A 17,820-nucleotide genomic window follows, 5' to 3' on the forward strand; every position below is an offset into this window, starting at 1 on the left:
AGGGTTCATTGCCGGGCGGGGCGAACCCACCGTCGATGTACGCCGTTGTCGGGTGCAGCGAGTGTTCGATGCTCTGGATCGTCGAGGGGCGGCCGGAGACCAGCCAGTGTCCCCGCTGCGGGAAGACTCGCCAGCACGCAAAGCGCAAGAAGTTCGTCTCGACGGACGAGGAGGACCACGCCCGGGAGGTCCGGGCGTCGATGCTCGCCAATCGGCAGGGCCACGGTGAGGCCTTCGCCGAACTCGACTCGTTCGCCGAGATGGAAACCCAGCTCGACGAGGTCGGCCCCTCCGACGCCGAGTACCTCGAAGGGTCCGGACTGGACGCCGAAGCAGTCACCGAGGCGGGCGAGCGCGTCACGGAGACGTCCTCGAGCAAGAGCCGGAAGGAGATCGTCCGCGAAGCGCTGCGCGAACTCGACGAGGCGACCGAGGACGGGGTCGTCGAGTACGCTCGCGAGCGTGGCGTCGACGCCGACTACACGCGGACGGCGCTCGAGAAACTCGTCCGGGCCGGCGAGGCGACCGAGAACCGCGGCGTCTTTCGCCCGCTGTGAGCGCGTCGCCGGCCACACACCGGGAAAAAGCACTTGCGGGGACCGAGCGAACGGGATTCGCATGGACCCGGAGGCGATCCGAGCGCTCGGCCGGCGGTTCTGGTACGCCTGGCTCACGGGGATGGTCGCCAGCGTCGGAGCCGTCGCGGCGGGCATCGGGATCGTCGGCCCGGACGACGCGTGGCTCGTCGCGGTCTACGCGCTACTCTCGGTCCTGTTCGTCGGCTTTGGCGTCGTCTCGCTGGCGCTCGACGAACGGCTGAACGCGGTGGGGCAGGTGATCGCCGCGGCGGGGCTCGCCGTCGTCGCGGTCGGCGTCGCCAGCGGCTACTCGGACGCGCTCTTCTGGGGCGGGATGGGGCTGGCGGTCGTCGGATCGACGATCGGGATGTGGGTCGACCACGGCGAACGCCTGCGGTCGGCGCTCGGGAGTTAAGCGCTAGAGAATGAACACGAGCGTGAATATCGGTACGCCGATGCAGTAGACGATCCCGTAGACGAAGAGGTTCGTCGGGATCTTCCCCTCCGTTTTGGGTTCGTCGAGCGCCTCGTGGTCCATCGCGTCGTGGAACTGCGCGGGGATGTCCTCGCGGACGGTGGCCCGAGAACGGAACCGGTCCAGCGGGTCCCAGCCGGTCAGCCCGAGCGACCACGCGATCGAGACGAGCCAGAGGATGCCCATCACCGGGACGAGAAACAGCCCGACGAGCCCGACGATCGGGTGCAAGACGTCGGCGTCGATCGCCATCCCGACGAGGCGGACGGTCACGACCGGTGCGACGACGCCCGCGACCGCCGCGTAGAGTGGCGCTCTGTCGTCCATCGTCGGGAGTGACGAAAGCGACCGGTAAAGGGTTTGCTCCGCCGCGACTCGCTGGCTCGCCGGCTCCTCCCTGTCCCCGTCAGGACCCCCTTACAGCAGGCCGAGCGTCTTCGCGACGCCGACGATCGCGGCCAGCGTCGTCACCGCTAGCTTGAGGAGCCGCATGACCCGCGTCGCCCGGCGGACGGGCCGGTCGCACTCGCCGTCCTCGCTTCCACTGTCTGCCGTGCGGACGCTCGCGTCCGCGGTCGTACTGGGTGACATGGGTGTGGGTGCGCCCGCCGGGGCTCCCGGACGGACGCACTCTGAGTACCGGCGCCCGAAAGGTAAACGCCAGCCAGCACCGGAGTGAAAGTGAAAGTGGAATCGACACTCTCGATCGAAAGGATAAACGACAAATGAGAACCGCGTTCGACGCTATCGGCCGAGTTCTTCGTGAGCGCTGGAGAGGTGGCGGGAGGCGAGCGCCGAGAGCAGGGAGAGTTCGCCGGCGAGGGCGCCAGCGGCGATGACCTCCGCGAGCGCGTCGGAGTTGGACCCGACGGGGTCGCCGCCGCCCGCGAGTCCCATCACGTCGAGCAGCTCCGACTGGGTCGCCAGGTCGGTGCCGCCGCCGACGGTGCCGACCTGCAGGCTGGCGAGGTTGACGCTGGCGTAGAGTTCGTCCTCGCGGGCGTCGGCGGTCGTGATGCAGTTGCTCCCCTCGACGACGTGGGCCTCGTCCTGTCCGGTGGCGATGAAGACGCCGGCGACGACGTTGGCGGCCTGAGCGTTGAAGCCGAGACTTCCCGCCTTGGCGCTGCCGATCAGGTTCTTGCGGGTGTTGGCCTCCTCGATGGCTTCGGGCGTCGTCCCGAAGCGCTCCTCGACGGTCTCCCGGGGGATGGTCACGTCCGCCGTGACGGTGTGGCCGCGCCCCTCGACGGCGTTGATGGCCGCGGGCTTCTTGTCGCTACAGAGGTTGCCCGACACGGCGACGAGCGAGGCCGGGGTCTCCTCCTCGACGACCTCGGCGGCGGCGCGGGTGGCGATGGTCGCCATGTTCATCCCGTTGGCGTCGCCGGTGTCGTAGGAGAATCGCAGGAACACGGAGTCGCCGACGACGTAGGGGGTCACCGACTGGAGGCGGCCGTGGCTGGTGGTCTCCTCGGCGGCTTCGGCGAGGCGGTCCTCGTTGTCCTCGACCCACTCGGCGACCTCCGCGCCCTCGGCGACGCCGTCGACGCGGAAGACCGGCGCGCGCGTCATCCCGCGCTTGGTGATCCGGGTCGTCGCGCCTCCCGCTGCCGAGATGGCGGAACAGCCGCGGTTGACGCTCGCCACGAGTGCGCCCTCGGTCGTGGCGATGGGCAGGTAGAACTCGCCGTCGGCCGCCTCGCCGCTGACGGTGACGGGGCCGGCGACGCCGACCGGTAGCTGGGCGCCGCCGATCAGGTTCTCGATGTTGGAGTCGGCCGATTCGGCGGCGAACGTGTAGTCGCCGGTCGCCGAGAGGTCGACGCCGGTGTCGCGCTCGACGACCAGCCGGCGGGCTGTCGCGGCCGTCTCGGCGTCGGCGTGCTCGTCGAGTTCGTAGAGGCGCAGGTCGCCGTCGGCGACGCGGTCGGCGAGGGACTCGGCGTCGGCCTCGCCGGCGGGGTCCGCAACGTCGGAGTCGTCTGTCATGCCCGGATGCTCGGGGTGGACGCCCCTAACAGTTGCTGTCCCGTGCGCGCTCGGCGAGGACGGCCGCTCACCGCTCGTCGCCGCCCGTGACGCGCCCGAGCAGGTCCGTCAGCCGGTCGAGCGGCTGGCTCGTCAGCAGCGAGACGAGGCGCTCGCTGCGGTCGTAGACCCGCTGGAGCTCCCGGACCTGTTCGAGGTGGCGCTCGGCGCGCTCGCCCTCGGCGTCCTCCAGCGTCTCGGCGGCCTCGTCGAGCGCGCGAGTCATGATCTGGATCTCGCGGGTGACCTCCTGGCGGAGGAACTGCTGGAAGACGTACCACAGGTCGGTCTCAGCCTCGAAGTAGGCCTTCTTGCCCTCGCCGGGGATCGAGCGGCGGTGGACGAGGTGGAACCGCTCCAGCGTCGTCATCGCGGTGCTGACCGTCGACTTGGCGTAGCCGCTCTCCGCGGCGAGTTCGTCCAGCGAGAGCGGCTCCTCCGCGAACAGGAGCTCCCCGAACAGCCGCCCGTAGCTCCGTTTGGCCCCGTAGACCTCCGCGCTGCGTTCCAGTGAGTCGATGACCTCCGCGCGCGCCGATTCGACCGGGTCGTCCGCTGGTGTGTCGCTCATGGTATCGTGGCTGCGCCGATACCGATCCTTGCGCGCCGCAGCGTTTAAATCGTACCATACAGAATATTTTGTATATGCCGAATATTCCGATCGGTGTGGGCGTATCCGACGGCGACGAGTCGGACGAACCGGTGGTCCTGAGCGGGACCGGCATCGAGAAGTCCTACGGCTCGCGGCTTCCCTTCCGCCGCGGCGTCGACGTGCTGGACGGCGTCGACGTCGAGATCCGCGCGGGGGAGATCGTCGGTATCGTCGGTGCGAACGGCAGCGGCAAGTCGACGCTGATGCGGGTCCTCGTCGGCGCGCTCGACGCCGACGCGGGCGCCATCGAGGTCGCCGGTCGCGTGGGCTGGTGCCCGCAGGAGCCGCTGCTGTACGACCGGCTGACCGTCGACGAGACGTTCGACCTGTTCGGCGCCGCGTACGGCCTCTCCGAGGAGGCGATCGCCGAGGCGCGCGACCGGCTGGCCGACCGCCTCGACTTCGAGCGCTTCCGCGACTACCAGGTGCGCCACCTCAGCGGCGGCAACCGCCAGAAAGTCAACCTCGCGGTCTCGCTGCTGCACGACCCCGACGTGCTCCTGCTGGACGAGCCGTACACGGGCTTCGACTGGGAGACCTACCTCGCGTTCTGGGAGCTGACCGAGGAGCTGACCGACCGGGGGACGGCCATCGCCGTCATCTCCCACTTCGTCAGCGAGCGCGAGCGCTTCGACCGGATCTACGAACTCCGAGACGGCGACCTCGTCGAGGCCGACGCGGCCGACGACCCTGCGACCGACGGCGCCGCGGACGCGGGGGACGACGCAGTCACGGACCCGACGGAGGCGGCCCAATGAGCGCCGGTGCGAACGCCGACGCCGACGGTGCCGTCCCGGGGAACGACGGCCCAGTCCCTGAGAGGGGTGACACCGGCCCGTCCGCGGAGCGCTCGCGCTGGGACAGGCTAGCGGCGGGCGTCCTCGCGCACGTCCGGGAGTTCCTCCGGGAGCCGGTTCACGTGGTCCTGCTGGTAGCGCTCCCGCCGCTGGTGGTCGAGGGGTACGGCCGCGCGATGGCCTCGCTCCCCGAGTTCCCGTACATGACGACCGTCCCGGCGACGCTCGGACGGGTCAACGGCGCGGTCTTCGCCGCGGCCTTCCTCGCGGGCCTGATCGGCCTGTTTCAGGTCGTCAGCGCCGTCCAGGCCGACGGCCGCCTCGCCGTCTGCGGCTTCTCCCGCGCCGAACTGTTCGCCTCCCGGCTCGGCACGGTGCTGGCGGTGAGCGTCGGCTCGGCCGCCGTCACGTTTGCCGCGCTCTGGTGGCGCGTCTCCGTCGCCGCCCCCGCGGCCGCCTTCGGCGCGCTCGTCCTCACCGCGCTGACCTACGGCCTCCTCGGCGTCCTCGTCGGGACCGTCCTCCCGCGGGAGCTGGAGGGGTCGCTCGTCCTCGTCTTCGTCGCCGACTTCGACGACTTCCTCGCCAGCGGCGTCGTCGACGTGGACTCACCCGTCGTGAATCTCCTCCCCCTGCACTACCCCCACGCCGTCTTCCGGGCGGCTGTCCTCGACGGTTCGGTCCCGACCGGGGACGCGCTCGCGGGACTGGCGTATCTCGCCGTCCTGTTCGTCCTCGTCCTCGGTGCCTACGTCCGCTTCGCCGGCGGAGGTGAGGGCGCGTGAGCGCCGACGACGCGGCTGCCGCGGACGCCGTCCGCACCGCGAGCAGCGGCCGGTCCACCGCTCTCGCGGCGTTCGTCGGCGGTCTCCGCGAGTACGCCCGCACCCCGGTCCTCCTGGCGCTGTTCGTCTTCCTCCCCGCGTACCTGATCGGCGCGTTCACCCGGCTGGTCCCCTCGACCACCGTCCCGCTCGACGTGCCCGGCGCCGGCACGCAGACAGTCGCGATGACTGACGTCTACGCCGTGTTCATGGTCCCGCTGGTCGGCGCGCTGGTCGGCGCGCTCGCGGGCGTGTTCCTGATGCAGACCGCCCGCGAGGCCGACGCCCGCCTCGTCGTCGCCGGCGCGCGCCCCGCTTCGGTCGTCCTCGCTCGCTTCGGCCTCCTCGCCGTCGTCGGTGCGCTCGTCGCTGCGGTCTCGGTCGCCACCGCCGCGACGGTCTTCGTCCCCGAGCGCCCGCTGCTGGTCGCCCTCGCGACGCTGCAGGCCGCGCTGGTCTACGGCCTGCTCGGCGTGCTGGCCGGGCTGGTCGTCGACAGGCTGGCCGGCGTCTACCTCGCGCTGTTCGGGACGATGCTCGACGTCTTCCTCGTCCAGAACCCGCTGGCGGACCCGCCCGGCTACGCCCGCCTGCTCCCCGGTCACGCGCCCGTCGAACTCGCCGTCGACGCCGGTTTCTCGACCGAGATCGCGCTCTCGACGGTCGGCGACGGCTTCGCGTGGGTCCTCGTCATCGGCGGCGTGACGGCGCTGGCGCTGTACCGCTCGATGCGCGTCTCCTGACCGGGTCGGCCACTCTCCTTGCCCGAACGCTTACCACCGACAGCGCCGCACCTCTACCCATGACAGCGGCGGCGGATCTGGTACTCACGAACGCCGAGGTACACACGCTGACCGACCCGGACGAGACGAGCGAGGCGCTCGCGGTCAGGGGCGGCCGGATCGTCGCGGTCGGGAAGGCACGGGACGTGGCCCACCTCGCGGGCGTCGAGAGCACCGTCCGGGACTGCGGAGGCCGCGTCGTCCTCCCCGGGTTCGTCGACGCGCACACGCACCTGCCGATGGTCGGGCGCCGGCTAGTCAACGCGGACCTCGCCGACGCCGAGTCGCCGACCGACGCGGTGGGACTGCTGGTGACCCACGCCGCCGAGACCGACGCCGAGACGGCCGGTCACGACCGCGAGTGGGTCCTCGGCTTCGGCTACGACGAGAGCGAGTGGGACGACGCCCGCTATCTGACCGCCGAAGACCTCGACGAAGTGAGCGGGGAGCGGCCGGTCGCGGCCATCCGGGAGGACATGCACCTCGCCTCGCTGAACGCGGTCGCGCTCGACCGCCTGCGCGAGGAGATGCCCGACGCGGACGTTCACACCCGCGGCGGCGAACCGACCGGTGTCGTCGTGGAGGACGCCCTCGACGCGCTGTGGGACGCGATCGAGCCGGACCGCGCCGCGATGGAGCGGGCGGTCCGCGCCGCACAGGAGCGGGCCAACGAACTCGGCGTCGTCGGCGTCCACGACATGGTGCGTCGGTCCGAAGCGCCCGCGGTCTACCGCGACCTCGACCGCGTGGGCGACCTCTCCCTGCGCGTCCGGATCAACTACTGGGCCGACCACCTCGACGCGGTCCGCGAACTCGGCCTCCGGACGAACCACGGGAGCGAGCGCGTTCGGGCGGGCGCGATCAAGACCTACACCGACGGCTCGCTCGGCGGCCGCACCGCGAAGCTCTCCGAACCGTACGCCGACGCGGGAGCGGGCCAAGACGGCGAAAAAGTGGGGGCCGGGGACGAGGACAACCGCGGCCAGTGGGTCGTCGACCCCGCGGAACTCCGCGACATCGTCGCCAGGGCGGACGAGGCGGACCTGCAGGTCGCCGCCCACGCCATCGGTGACGAGGCGGTCCGGGAGGCCCTCGACGCCTTCGAGTCGGCCGACGGCGAGCGTCACCGGATCGAACACGCCGAGGTGCTGACCGACGACCTCGTCGCCCGCATCGCCGGGAGCGACGTCGTCGCCTCGATGCAGCCGAACTTCCTGAAGTGGGCGCGCGAAGACGGGCTGTACGCCGAGCGCCTCGGCGACGAGCGCCGACTCGCCTCGAACCGCTTCGCGGACCTGCTGGAGTCGGGCGCCGCCCTCGCGTTCGGGAGCGATTGCATGCCGATCGACCCGCTCTACGGCGTCCAGCAGGCCGTCACCGCCCCCGACGACCGCCAGCGGCTCTCGGTGACCGACGCGCTGCGGGCCTACACGAGCGGCGCGGCCTACGCCGGCTTCGACGAGGACCGGCTCGGCACCGTCGAGCCCGGGAAACTCGCGGATCTGGTCGTTCTCGACCGGTCGCCCTGGGAGGTTGATCCCGGAGAAATCGCTGACATCGACGTGCGGGCAACGCTTGTCGGCGGCGAAGTCGTCTTCGACCGAGGCGCGTAGCGTCGTCGCTGTCCGCCCGCGTCCAGTCTTTCTGTCGTCTACTACTCACGAGCGCGCAACGCCCTTACCGATCGACGACGGGTGATCCGCCGCTCTCCGGACGAGTCAAACGGAAAGTATTTTCTGAGGAGGGTGAATCCGGGCGAACGAGGTGCGGTTGGGTTACGATGATCGGGAACGCAACAGGGGGGCGCACAGCGCTCCGCACAGTGGGTGTCGTACTGGTCCTCCTCGGCCTGACGGTCCAGGCCGGGGCAGCACAGGTGCCGATGTCACAGGGGGTGACGGCCGACGGGACGGCCGACGCCGCGGACGCGGTGGCGGTCGAGACGACGTGGGCGGACACGGGCGCCGACTCGTCGTACTACGTCGGCGGGAACGTCACGTATCTCGCCGCCGACGCGAACGCCACGGTCTGGTTCGAGTACCGGGTCGCGGGCGCGAACTCGTGGGAGACCACGCGGCGGCAGTCGCTCGCCGCCGCCGACAGATTCGACGCGTATCTCACCGGGCTCACCGCCGGGGAGACCTACGAGTATCGGGCTCGCGCGGAGGCGGGCAACGATACGGTGAGCGGTGCGGTCCTTACCTTCACTTCCGGGGACGAATCGCCCGCGGCCGCCACGCGACCGCCGGAGCGGATCACCGAACACGGGGCGACGCTGAACGGTTACGTCGAGTGGCTGGCGGGCGCCGACTCGGCGGAGGTGTTCTTCGTCGTCAGCCCGGTCGGCTCCGACGAGCAGATCCGGACCGCGACGGAGACGGTCACCGAGATCGGGCCGGTCAACAGGACCTTCGGCCAGCTGGAACCGGACACGACCTACGAGTACGCGTTGCACGTCCGGGCCGCCGACGGCCACAACACCACCGGTTCGTCCGTGCAGTTCACGACCGACAGCGAGTTCGCCGTGTCGACCGGCTCGGCGGACGTCGTCAACGAGACCGCGCTGTCGGTGACCGGGAACGTCACCGACCTGGGCGGCGCCGCGGGGGCGACGGCAACCGTCGAGTACCGCCGCGCCGACGCGACCGAGTGGTCGGTCGCCGAGCGGACGAAACTCGCCGCGCCGAGTGGGGTGGCGGCGACGGTCACCGGACTCGAACCGGGCACGACGTACGACGTTCGTGTCACGGGCGAAGCCGCCGACGGCGACGCTGCCGCCGGGAACCCGATGACCGTCTCGACTGACGCCGACGCGCGGCCGGAAGCGGCGGTCACGGGCGCGACCGATGTGACGGAGTCGTCGGCGAACCTGACCGCCACGGTCACCGACCTCGGCGGCGCCGAGAGCGCTCGGGTGATTCTCTACCTTCGCTCGGCGGACGCCGAACAGGGTGAACGCGTCGCGACGCGGAACGTCTCGGCGCCCGCGGACGTCTCTGCGTCCGTCGACGGCCTCGCCGCCGACTCGGCCTACGAGTACGACGTGGTCGTGGAGGCGAGCGACGGTGACGTCGTGAAGACCGACGCCGCGACCTTCACGACCGACGGCGAATTCGACGTCGGTACCGAGTCGGTGCTCGTACACAACGGGACGGCGGTGACCCTGACCGGCAACGTCACGGACTTCGGTGGCGCCGACGCGGCGACGCTCGGCTTCGAGTACCGCCGGAACGGCTCGACCGAGTGGATCCGGGCCGGCGAGACCCGTCTCGACGCGGTCGGCTCCGCGAGCGAGACGATCCACGGGCTAGAACCCGGGACGGTGTACGAACTCCGCGTGACCGGAGCGGCCGTCGACGGGGATCAGGCCGTCGGCGGGACCGCGGTCGTCTCGACCGACGCCGTTGACTCCGCTCCCGAGGCGGCGACGACCGGCGCGACGAACGTGACCCAGCACGCGGCCACGCTGACGGCGACGGTCGCCGATCTGGGCGGGGCCGACCGCGCCGCGGTCGACTTCCAGCTCCGCCGAGTCGGTGCGGACGAGTGGTGGACCTTCGAGACGCGGAACGTCTCCGCGCCAGGCGCGGTCGACGCCACGTTCCTCGACTTCCGGGCGAACGCGACTTACGAGTACCGCGTCCTCGTGGCCGCGAGCGACGGCGACACCGCGACCGCTTCGCCGACGCAGTTCACGACGGAAGAACGGTTCACGGCCCGTACGGAGGCCGTGTCGAGCGTCAACTCGAGTGCGGTGTTCGTCAACGGCACCGTGACCGATTTCGCCGGCGCCGACGCCGCCGAGGTCGCTGTCGACTACCGCGAGGCCGACTCGGTCTCGTGGACGACCGCGACGCGGACCGGCGTCTCCCCGTCCGGACACTTCGGGGCGTTCGTCACCGACCTCGACGAGAACACGCAGTACGAGGTCCGGATCCGCGCGACCGCGAGCGACGGGGACGTCTACTACGGCGAGCCACGCGAGGTCACGACCCGCGACGATCCCTCGCCGCTCGTCGCGACGACTGGCGCGGCAGACGTGACCGACGAATCGGCGCAGTTGACGGCGACCGTCACGGATCTGGGCGCCGCCGACAGCGCCGCCGTCAGGTTCGAGATACGGCAGGCGGCCGCGAACGAGTGGCGCGCCGTCGAGACGCGCAACGTCACGGTCCCGGCGGATCTGCGTGCCGCAGTCGGCGACCTGCAGGCGAACATGACCTACGAGTACCGCGCTGTCCTCACCGCGAGCGACGGCGACACCGCGACCGGCGGCGTCGAGACGCTGACGACCGACGCCGCGTTCGCCGTCGAGACCGTCTCGGCCCGCGCCGCCAACGACACGGCCGCGACCGTCACTGGCAGCGTCACCGACCTCGGCGACGCGGAAGCGGCTACGGTCACCGCCGAGTACCGACGGAACGGATCGACCGAGTGGACGGTCGCCGAGCGGGCGGAACTCGACGCCGCAGGCGAGGTGACTGCGATAGTCACCGGACTCGAAGCCGGCACGGACTACGAGGTCCGCGTCACGGGCCAAGCCGCCGACGGTGACGCCGACGCCGGTCGGGCGCTGCCCGTGCGAACGGCCAGTCCACTGGCGGTCGCGACGACCGACGCCGTCGCGGTGAACGACTCCGTCGCGACGCTCGAGGGCGACCTGACCGATCTCGGGGGCGCCGAGAACGCACAGGTCTCCTTCGAGTACCGCGTCGCGGGTGCCGACGAGTGGGAGCGTACCGCGACCGAGTCCCTCGACGCGGCCGGCTCGTTCGACCGCGCCGTCTCCGGGCTCGACGCGTCGACCACCTACGAGTACCGCGCCGTCGTCGAGACGAGCGATGGCGAGCGCGCTACCGGCGACGTTCGCACGCTGACCACCGAGAGCGACGGCGCGGCCCCCGAGATCGGCTGGACGTCGATCGGGCAGGAGGACTCGCCGAACCCCCACCTGACGTTCACGACCTACTGGTGGGTGACCGACGAGGACCGCGACCTCGCGAGCGTCCACGTCGAAGTGATCGACGACGACGGGAGCGTCGTCGACAGCGCCACGACCGACGCCCACGGCGACTGGGAGTTCGGGTCGAACGACTTCACGCTGAAACACGTCGACGACGAACAGTTCACCGTCCGGATCACCGTCACCGACGAGAGCGGCCGGACGGACACTACCACCCGGACGGTCTCCGAGTGACGGCCCCGGTTTGATCGACGAGTACAGGGACGCACCGTCCGGACGAGAACCGTCCGGTTCGCCGTCCTCGTTCGCTCGTCGTTCGCGGGACGAACTCCCGACCGACCGCGGAGCGCACCGATTGAGACTCGTTCTGTCGCAACCGTCGAAGAACGATTCGGGCCGCGCCCGGCCGCGTGAGCGTGGACCGGTCGCGTCAGCGGCGCCCGGCAGCGTGGTCCGCGCTCAGTTCTCGTCGGCGTCTGCACCGGACTGAGCGCCGCGCTTGTGGATCAACGCGCCGCCGCCGAGTGCGGCCAGCGTGGCACCGATCCCGAATCCGGCACCGTCGTCCGCAGTGGCCTCGTCTCCGCCGTCCCCATCGCCTGCCGTGGTCGAGACGACCGTCTCGGTCGCCGTCGGCGTGGGAGTCGGCGTCTCCGTCGGTTCGGGGGTCGGTGATGGGGTGGGTGAGGCGGTCGGCGTGGGAGTCGGCGTCTCCGTCGACGCGGACTCGTCGATGGGGGCCGCGGTGGTCGCTGACTCCGGCGCGGGGTCGCCGCCGAGTTTGACGAGCCACGCTTCGGCCGGCGTGTTGGCGGTCTCGCTGGTGGTCTGGGTGGACCCCGCGACCGCGATCCCACCGTCACTGGTCGCGACGACGTCCTGGAAGGCGTCGGCCTCTTTGCGTGAGGGAGCCACCGACCACTCCAGTTGCGTGTCCGTGCCGAGCGCGGCCAGCCAGGCGCTGGACTCCTGGGCCGTCCGGTCGGTGAGCGCTCCGGTCACGTAGGCCGTGTCGCCGTCGCCGGCGACGGCGCTCAGCCCGACCCGGCTCGCCGAATCGTCTGATTCGAGCGTCCGAGACGTCTGGACCGATCCCGAGTCGTCGGTGGCGACGACCCACGGCGAGACGACCCGTGTCATCCCGGTCGCCCCGACGAGGAGGTAGCCGTCCTCGGTCGCGGCGTGGTCGACGATCTGGCTCGACTGGTTCGTCTCCCCGTCGGTCGTCTCGAACAGTTCCGTCTGCCAGTCGATCGACCCGCTCCCGTCGAAGCGGAAGAAGACGGTCTTCGCCGGCGGCTGCTCGCCCTCGCTCTCGGGCGGCGCCTGCAAGATCCCGCTCGCGACGTAGCCGTCGCCGTCGGCGCTGATCGACTGGAGCCCGGTGATGTCGTCCTCGAAGAAGCGGTGGCGCCACTGTTCGGTGCCTTCGGCGTCGATCTTGAACGCGACGGCAGTCGCCGCGTCCGGGCTTGCCGACGCCGACTGCCGCAGGACGTAGCCGGCAGCGACGAATCCGTCCTCGACCGCCACCAGATCGAAAGCGACGAGGTTGACGTTCTCGCCGTCGGCCGACGGTTCGTAGGTCTCCTGCCAGGACTGCTCGCCGCCGGCCGTGACCTTCCGGATCCCGATCCCCTCGCTTTGCACCCCTCCGGTCAGCACGACGACGCCGTCGTCGGCCGCGGCGACCGCGCTGACCTGGCTCGCCCGCTGGCCGTCGCGGAGGTGGCTCCACTGGCCCGAACCGCTCGTGCCGTCGACGGAGAACAGCCAGTCGGTCCCGCCGCTCGTCCGGTCGCTCTGGACGGTTCCGAGCCCGACGAGGGCCCCCTCGCTCTCCACGAGGGAGCTCGCGGTGTTGTACGTGCGCGGCCCGTACGTCTGATTCCACCGGACTTCGGGCCGGTCGAGCGCGCGGCTGGAGGGCTGTTCGGCGGGGGCCGCGTCGGTCGCTCCCGCGACGGAGGCGGCGCCGGCCGAGACGGCGAGTCCGGCCGACGCCAGCAGGCGGCGTCTCGTCAGATCGCTGTCCATATGACCCGGTGTTGGCATACCCGACGGATAAATGGCGCTATCTCCCGCTGGACGCAGGGGTCGAAGTGCCAACGTTCGCTACGTCTCGTCCGGCTGTTCGTCCGACCGCCGGGTCCGTCGCAGGAGCGCGCCGCCCCCGATCGCTGCCAGCGCGGTCCCCATTCCGAATCCGGCGCCGTCGTCCGCGGTGGTCTCCTCGCCCGCGTCCGTCGATGCGGGATCGGTCTCCGTCGTCGGGTCGGTGGCGGTCGCCGTCGGGGTCGGGGTCGGCGAGGCAGTCGGCGTCGGCGTGGCGGTCGGCGATGGCGTCGCCGTCCCACCGTCGGTCCCCGCGGTCGTCGTTCCAGTCGCCGTCGGTACCGGATCGCCGCCGAGTTTCAGGGCGAGAGCGTCGGTGGTCGTCCGTTCACCCTCGACGTTGGCGTTGCCGAACACCACTAGCCCGCCGTCGTCGGTTTCGAGCGCCGTGATCGCCTGACTCCCGCTGGCGAACTGCTGGGTGGCGGACCACTGACGCGAGAGGTCGCCGTCGATGCCGGCCGCCCACACGCTGGCGGGGTCGGTCGAGGTGGCTTGTCCGACGCCGACCAGCGCGTAGCCGCCCTCGAACGGACGGATCCGCTGGAACTGCCCGACTTGCATGTCCGCCGGTCGCGTCAGCAGTCGGCGCTGGCGCTCGCCGCTCTGATCGACCGAGAGGACCCACCCCTGCTGGCCCCCGAACAGTTCCTGGGAGCTCCCACCGGCGGCGAGGTACCCCGATTCGGTCGCGTACACGTCGTAGAAGAAGTTCAGTCGGTGGTCGGTTTCCTCGGTCGTCTCCCGGTACACCTCGGACCACTGCTGGCTCCCCTCGCCGTCGACTTCGAACAGCCAGCCGACGTACGGCGGCTGCTCGCCCTCGACCGCCTCCGCTCGCGTCCCGCCGCCGACGACGTAGCCCCCGTCGCTCGTCGCCGCGAGGCTCGCCACGTAGTTGGAGTGGCGCGGGCCGTACGTCTCGCTCCACTGGCGCTCGGCCTCGCCGTCGACCCCGAAGACCCACCCAGAGACGTCGGGGAGCGTTCCGCCGCGAGCGAGTCCGATGGCGACGTACTCGCCGTCACCGGCCGAACGGAGCGACGCGACGTTGCCACCGTTCCGTGGCAACTCGACGGTCCGGCGCCACTGGAGTTCGCCGCTCGCGTCCAGCTTGAGGAACAGCGGCGTCTGCCCCTCCGTCGGCTGACCGCTGTACCCCGCGAGGAGGAGAGAGCCGTCGTCGGTCTCGGCGACGGCGTTGACGCCGGCGACGTCGTCCGCGTCGTACCGGCGTTCCCACTGCGGCCGACCGCGGTCGTCGACGGCGAACGCCCACGGGCGGACACGTTCCGGGTCGGCACCGGACTGGCCGACCACGACGAAGGTCCCTTCGGCAGTCCGGAGGGCGTCCTGGACGGTGTCCGTCGTCGCGCCGTCGTAGGTCTCGGACCAGCGCAGCGCCGGCGGGCCGTCCCGCTCCTGGGTGTCGGCGGCGACGACCGCCGATCCGACGGCGCCGCCCGCGACCAGCGAACCGCCGGCCGCGAGCAGACTGCGTCGCGTCAGCTCTCGTGTCATATGCCCGCAGTTGTGCCGGGCGAAAGATAAGCACCGTTCTTCGCCGCCGGACGGCCCTTCGCACGGGAGTACCGGTCCGATCCCGCGTCCGGCAGAGAACGGGGGCTTTAGGTCGACCGCCGCTGAATCGACGGCCATGAGTTACGCCACGAAGTTCACCCTCGGCACGATCGGCATCGCTGCGGTCCTGGCTATCGCGCTCGTCCTCGTCTTCCTCTCGTAGGCCGGGAAGCCGGCGTTCGGTCCGGGATCGCTTCACTCCCCGTCGGTCGATCGGGTGTGCCGGGCGAGCAGCGCGCGTCCACCCAGCGCCGCGAGTGCAGCGCCGACGCCGAAGCCCGACCCGTCGTCGGCCGTCGAATCGGGGTCGGTCTCCGTCGCAGCCACTGCGTCCGTCTGCGTCGCCGTCGGCGACGGCGTGGCCGTCTCGGTCGGCGTGGGAGAGTCGGTCTCGGATGGAGTCGGCGACGCCGTCGGCGTGGCTGTCGGCGTCTCGACGGGGTTGCCGCCGATCTTCGCGACGAACGGGGACGTCCATCCGTCCTCGGTGTCGTGGTTGCCCGTGAACGCGACGCCCCCGTCGCTCGTCGCGACCGCGTCGCGAACGACCGCTGCGGTGTCGAGCGGATCGAGTTCTTTCCAGTTCGTCGACAGCGACGTGTCGACACAGTGAATCCAGGGCACTTCGACCAGCCGGTCCTCACTCCGATAGGCCGACCCGACGAGCACGTAGCCGTCGCCGGACGGGGCCGCGGCGACGAACTGGCCGCCGCCGTCCGTTCCGGGCCGGTCGAGGGTGGTGTACAGTCGTTCGCCCTCCGAATCGACGGTGACCGCCCAGCCGCGAGCGGCCGCGTCGTCCGCGCTTGGTGAGAGGTGGCCGACGAGCAGGTATCCCGAATCTGTTTCGACCACGTCCACGAGTTTGTGGAACTCGGTCTGTCCGCCCGCTGACCGCTGTCGATACCGCTGGGACCATTGCGGTTCACCCTCGGCGTCGATCTTGGTCGTCCACCCGTCCTGCCGATCGATGTCCCACTGCTCACCTCGCCTCGCGCCGCCGTAGACGAGGAACCCTTCCTCTCCGAGCGGTTCGATGCCGGAGGCGAAGTTGGCGAAGAACTCGTCGAGTTCCTGCTCCCATCGGATCTCCCCCTCCGCGTCGACGGCCGTGACCCAGGTGTTCGGGTTGTCGATGTCGAACGAATACCCGACGAAGACGGCACCTCCGGCCGGGTCGGCCCCGAGGTCCGTTACCGAGAAATTCTCTAGCGGTACCTCGTACGTCCGTCGCCACGCTACTTCTCCGCCCTCGTCGCTCGCGACGAGCATCAGTTCGGTTGCCGCGTTCTCGGCGTTCGGTTCGAGCGTGCGGCCGCCGAGAAAGATGCGGCCACCGCCCGCGAGCGGCGCGGACGCCTGCGTCAGGAACTGCCCGTCGATGTCGAGCGTCACGGACGAGTCGAACGACCCGTCGGCGGCATCGACCGAAACCGACCACGGATCGACCGCTTCGTACGCGCGCCCGCTGAATCCACCGACGGTGACCTGACCGTCGGCGGCCTCGATCCCGACCGGCTTGTCGACGGCGTCGACCGAGACGTCCTCGTGCCAGCGGACGGGCGGGACGTCGTCCTGTTCTCGTCCGCCGGTCCCAGCCCTCGTCGTTCCCGACCCGATGCTCGTCGCGATTCCCCCCGACAGCGCGGCGCCCGCCGACAGCAGGACGCCGCGCCGCGAAACGTCGTCCACCATACAGTACGGCGTGGTCCCGTCATCTGTTATAAACGTTCGCGCCGCCATCGCCCGACGGGGGAGCGGTGGGACCCGGCGTCCGTTCGCAGCCAAATTCCCCGTCGCCCCGGACCGGTGGGGTTTACTCCGGACGCCCCCTCCCGACGTACATGACTACGTCGCCGAGCAGCGACCTCGACGCCGCACGCCCCGCGTCCGAACAGACCGCGTTCGCGGGCGGCGATTGATGTTCAGCGAACGCGACCTGTCGACGGATCTGGACGCCGTCCGCGACGAGCACGCGCCGGGGGCGGTCGTCCTCGACTGTGCGCGGGACTTCGAGACGCTTCCGGCCGCACAGGCCGAGGATCTGGCGCTGTTGACCGACTCATTCGACCCCCAGTCGTACCCGAGCGAGTGGCTCCCGTCGGACGCGCCCGAGATCCTCCAGCAGTACGCGAGCGAGGAACTGACGATCGGGGCGCCCGGCGACGGCGGCGTCGCGTGGACCCACCAGACCGAGCCGCCAGTGGTACTCGTCAAGCCGCGGCTGGAGGGGTCGCCCGAGGCGTTCGTCGACTTCCTGCTCGCCGAGTCGCTCGTTCAGGTCGGGCTGGACCGGCCCGAACACTTCCTCGGGTTCTTCGAGGACCGCTACCGCGACCTCGCGGCGGCCGCGGACGACCGGCTCGACCCGACCGGCACGTACCAGCTCGCCGCCGCGCTCTACGACGCCTACCTCGGCCTGCACACCCGCGAGATCTTCGCCGACTGGGGAGACGACCACCCCGCGCTCTTCGACGCGTGGGTCGACGCCGGCGAGCGTCTCGAACCCCGGCTGGCCGACCTCTCGGCGGACCTCGCGGCCGGTCGAACCGAGTTCGGGGCTGCTGCCGAACTGGCGTGTGCGGCCGTCAAGCACGGGACAGAGCCCCCGACCCCCTTCGCCCCGCTCGACACCGAGGCCTACCGCGAGTACGGGGCCGAATACGCCGTCGAGTGGACGCGGAAAACCTTCGACCGCATGGAGTGAGTCGCGGCCGACCGGTCTCCCAGTTCTCTCCGTCGGCCCCCTCGATCGCACACCTCTGTTTCGGGTGGACCGATCGCCTCGCACCCGGCGCGGCAAGATCGCGAGACGGCAGCCGTGCGACGGGCGTCTGACGGCGCGTGGTGAAAGTGAAGCTATCGCCGCTCGACCGCACTACGTGGGGCGGGTTCGACCGGAAACCGGGGGGTCAGTCGACAGATCCGCCGGGAGCGGCGATTTGAGGTGAAACGAGGGGGTTCGGCCGGTAGTGTGGAAACGAGGGTTCGAACGGCCGAACGAGAACGAGCGTCTCGGGAC

15 protein-coding genes are annotated in these 17,820 nt (G+C 70.9%); 8 read left to right on the forward strand and 7 right to left on the reverse strand.

Features of this window, described 5'->3' with window-relative positions; genetic code table 11:
• The first annotated feature begins 35 nt into the window (after positions 1 to 35).
• Together AB2U09_RS12280 and AB2U09_RS12285 are read left to right on the forward strand one after the other, a co-directional pair.
• Positions 36 to 557, forward strand: a complete 522-nt coding sequence (locus AB2U09_RS12280; RefSeq protein ID WP_459193013.1) for a DUF5817 domain-containing protein — start codon at positions 36 to 38, stop codon at positions 555 to 557.
• A gap of 61 nt (positions 558 to 618) precedes the next feature.
• Positions 619 to 993 carry a hypothetical protein gene (locus AB2U09_RS12285; protein WP_459193014.1) on the forward strand — a complete coding sequence of 125 codons (375 nt, stop codon included), beginning with the start codon at positions 619 to 621 and terminating at the stop codon, positions 991 to 993.
• Positions 994 to 996: 3 nt separating this feature from the next.
• Here AB2U09_RS12285 and AB2U09_RS12290 read toward each other — a convergent pair whose 3' ends face one another.
• The 4 genes from AB2U09_RS12290 to AB2U09_RS12305 form a co-directional block, all read right to left on the reverse strand.
• Positions 997 to 1,380: a hypothetical protein gene (locus AB2U09_RS12290; protein ID WP_459193015.1), complete on the reverse strand. Its 384-nt coding sequence runs from the start codon at positions 1,378 to 1,380 to the stop codon at positions 997 to 999.
• A gap of 90 nt (positions 1,381 to 1,470) precedes the next feature.
• Positions 1,471 to 1,644, reverse strand: a complete 174-nt coding sequence (locus tag AB2U09_RS12295; protein WP_459193016.1) for a hypothetical protein — start codon at positions 1,642 to 1,644, stop codon at positions 1,471 to 1,473.
• Between the two features lie 153 nt (positions 1,645 to 1,797).
• Entirely contained in the window at positions 1,798 to 3,045 is a 1,248-nt protein-coding gene (hmgA, locus tag AB2U09_RS12300) for a hydroxymethylglutaryl-CoA reductase (NADPH) (protein ID WP_459193017.1), read from the reverse strand.
• 67 nt (positions 3,046 to 3,112) lie between these two features.
• Complete coding sequence (locus AB2U09_RS12305) at positions 3,113 to 3,655, reverse strand: GbsR/MarR family transcriptional regulator (RefSeq protein ID WP_459193018.1); 543 nt, start codon at positions 3,653 to 3,655, stop codon at positions 3,113 to 3,115.
• A 95-nt stretch (positions 3,656 to 3,750) separates the two neighbouring features.
• Between AB2U09_RS12305 and AB2U09_RS12310 the strand changes: the two genes are divergently transcribed.
• The 5 genes from AB2U09_RS12310 (at position 3,751) to AB2U09_RS12330 (ending at position 11,336) form a co-directional block, all read left to right on the forward strand.
• A complete protein-coding gene (locus AB2U09_RS12310; RefSeq protein WP_459193019.1) occupies positions 3,751 to 4,494 on the forward strand; it encodes an ABC transporter ATP-binding protein in 744 nt (247 codons plus the stop codon).
• Positions 4,491 to 5,318, forward strand: a complete 828-nt coding sequence (locus AB2U09_RS12315) for an ABC transporter permease (RefSeq protein ID WP_459193020.1) — start codon at positions 4,491 to 4,493, stop codon at positions 5,316 to 5,318. The genes AB2U09_RS12310 and AB2U09_RS12315 overlap by 4 nt, the downstream gene beginning before the upstream one ends.
• Positions 5,315 to 6,100 (forward strand): hypothetical protein, encoded by a 786-nt coding sequence (locus tag AB2U09_RS12320; protein ID WP_459193021.1) that lies wholly within the window; start codon positions 5,315 to 5,317, stop codon positions 6,098 to 6,100. Before AB2U09_RS12315 ends, AB2U09_RS12320 begins: the two co-directional genes overlap by 4 nt.
• 59 nt (positions 6,101 to 6,159) lie before the next feature.
• Positions 6,160 to 7,752 carry an amidohydrolase gene (locus AB2U09_RS12325; protein WP_459193022.1) on the forward strand — a complete coding sequence of 531 codons (1,593 nt, stop codon included), beginning with the start codon at positions 6,160 to 6,162 and terminating at the stop codon, positions 7,750 to 7,752.
• A gap of 209 nt (positions 7,753 to 7,961) precedes the next feature.
• Positions 7,962 to 11,336, forward strand: coding sequence for a hypothetical protein (locus AB2U09_RS12330; RefSeq protein ID WP_459193023.1), 3,375 nt, complete (start codon positions 7,962 to 7,964; stop codon positions 11,334 to 11,336).
• Between the two features lie 225 nt (positions 11,337 to 11,561).
• Here AB2U09_RS12330 and AB2U09_RS12335 read toward each other — a convergent pair whose 3' ends face one another.
• From AB2U09_RS12335 to AB2U09_RS12345, 3 genes are all read right to left on the reverse strand, one after another.
• Positions 11,562 to 13,139, reverse strand: a complete 1,578-nt coding sequence (locus AB2U09_RS12335) for a hypothetical protein (RefSeq protein ID WP_459193024.1) — start codon at positions 13,137 to 13,139, stop codon at positions 11,562 to 11,564.
• A 78-nt stretch (positions 13,140 to 13,217) separates the two neighbouring features.
• Entirely contained in the window at positions 13,218 to 14,738 is a 1,521-nt protein-coding gene (locus tag AB2U09_RS12340; protein WP_459193025.1) for a hypothetical protein, read from the reverse strand.
• A 255-nt stretch (positions 14,739 to 14,993) separates the two neighbouring features.
• Complete coding sequence (locus tag AB2U09_RS12345; RefSeq protein WP_459193026.1) at positions 14,994 to 16,493, reverse strand: hypothetical protein; 1,500 nt, start codon at positions 16,491 to 16,493, stop codon at positions 14,994 to 14,996.
• 226 nt (positions 16,494 to 16,719) lie between these two features.
• On the opposite strand from AB2U09_RS12345, the gene AB2U09_RS12350 reads away from it, so the two are divergent.
• Positions 16,720 to 17,505, forward strand: a complete 786-nt coding sequence (locus AB2U09_RS12350) for a DUF7089 family protein (RefSeq protein ID WP_459193027.1) — start codon at positions 16,720 to 16,722, stop codon at positions 17,503 to 17,505.
• Positions 17,506 to 17,820: the final 315 nt, after the last annotated feature.

The sequence above is a fragment of the Halosimplex yunnanense genome (genome assembly GCF_054504345.1).

Coding starts and splice junctions, on each gene's coding strand:
- AB2U09_RS12280 (WP_459193013.1), top strand. CDS start 36: ATGTACGCCGTTGTCGGGTGCAGCGAGTGTTCGATGCTCTGGATCGTC.
- AB2U09_RS12285 (WP_459193014.1), top strand. CDS start 619: ATGGACCCGGAGGCGATCCGAGCGCTCGGCCGGCGGTTCTGGTACGCC.
- AB2U09_RS12290 (WP_459193015.1), bottom strand. CDS start 1,380: ATGGACGACAGAGCGCCACTCTACGCGGCGGTCGCGGGCGTCGTCGCA.
- AB2U09_RS12295 (WP_459193016.1), bottom strand. CDS start 1,644: ATGTCACCCAGTACGACCGCGGACGCGAGCGTCCGCACGGCAGACAGT.
- hmgA (WP_459193017.1), bottom strand. CDS start 3,045: ATGACAGACGACTCCGACGTTGCGGACCCCGCCGGCGAGGCCGACGCC.
- AB2U09_RS12305 (WP_459193018.1), bottom strand. CDS start 3,655: ATGAGCGACACACCAGCGGACGACCCGGTCGAATCGGCGCGCGCGGAG.
- AB2U09_RS12315 (WP_459193020.1), top strand. CDS start 4,491: ATGAGCGCCGGTGCGAACGCCGACGCCGACGGTGCCGTCCCGGGGAAC.
- AB2U09_RS12325 (WP_459193022.1), top strand. CDS start 6,160: ATGACAGCGGCGGCGGATCTGGTACTCACGAACGCCGAGGTACACACG.
- AB2U09_RS12335 (WP_459193024.1), bottom strand. CDS start 13,139: ATGGACAGCGATCTGACGAGACGCCGCCTGCTGGCGTCGGCCGGACTC.
- AB2U09_RS12340 (WP_459193025.1), bottom strand. CDS start 14,738: ATGACACGAGAGCTGACGCGACGCAGTCTGCTCGCGGCCGGCGGTTCG.
- AB2U09_RS12345 (WP_459193026.1), bottom strand. CDS start 16,493: ATGGTGGACGACGTTTCGCGGCGCGGCGTCCTGCTGTCGGCGGGCGCC.
- AB2U09_RS12350 (WP_459193027.1), top strand. CDS start 16,720: ATGTTCAGCGAACGCGACCTGTCGACGGATCTGGACGCCGTCCGCGAC.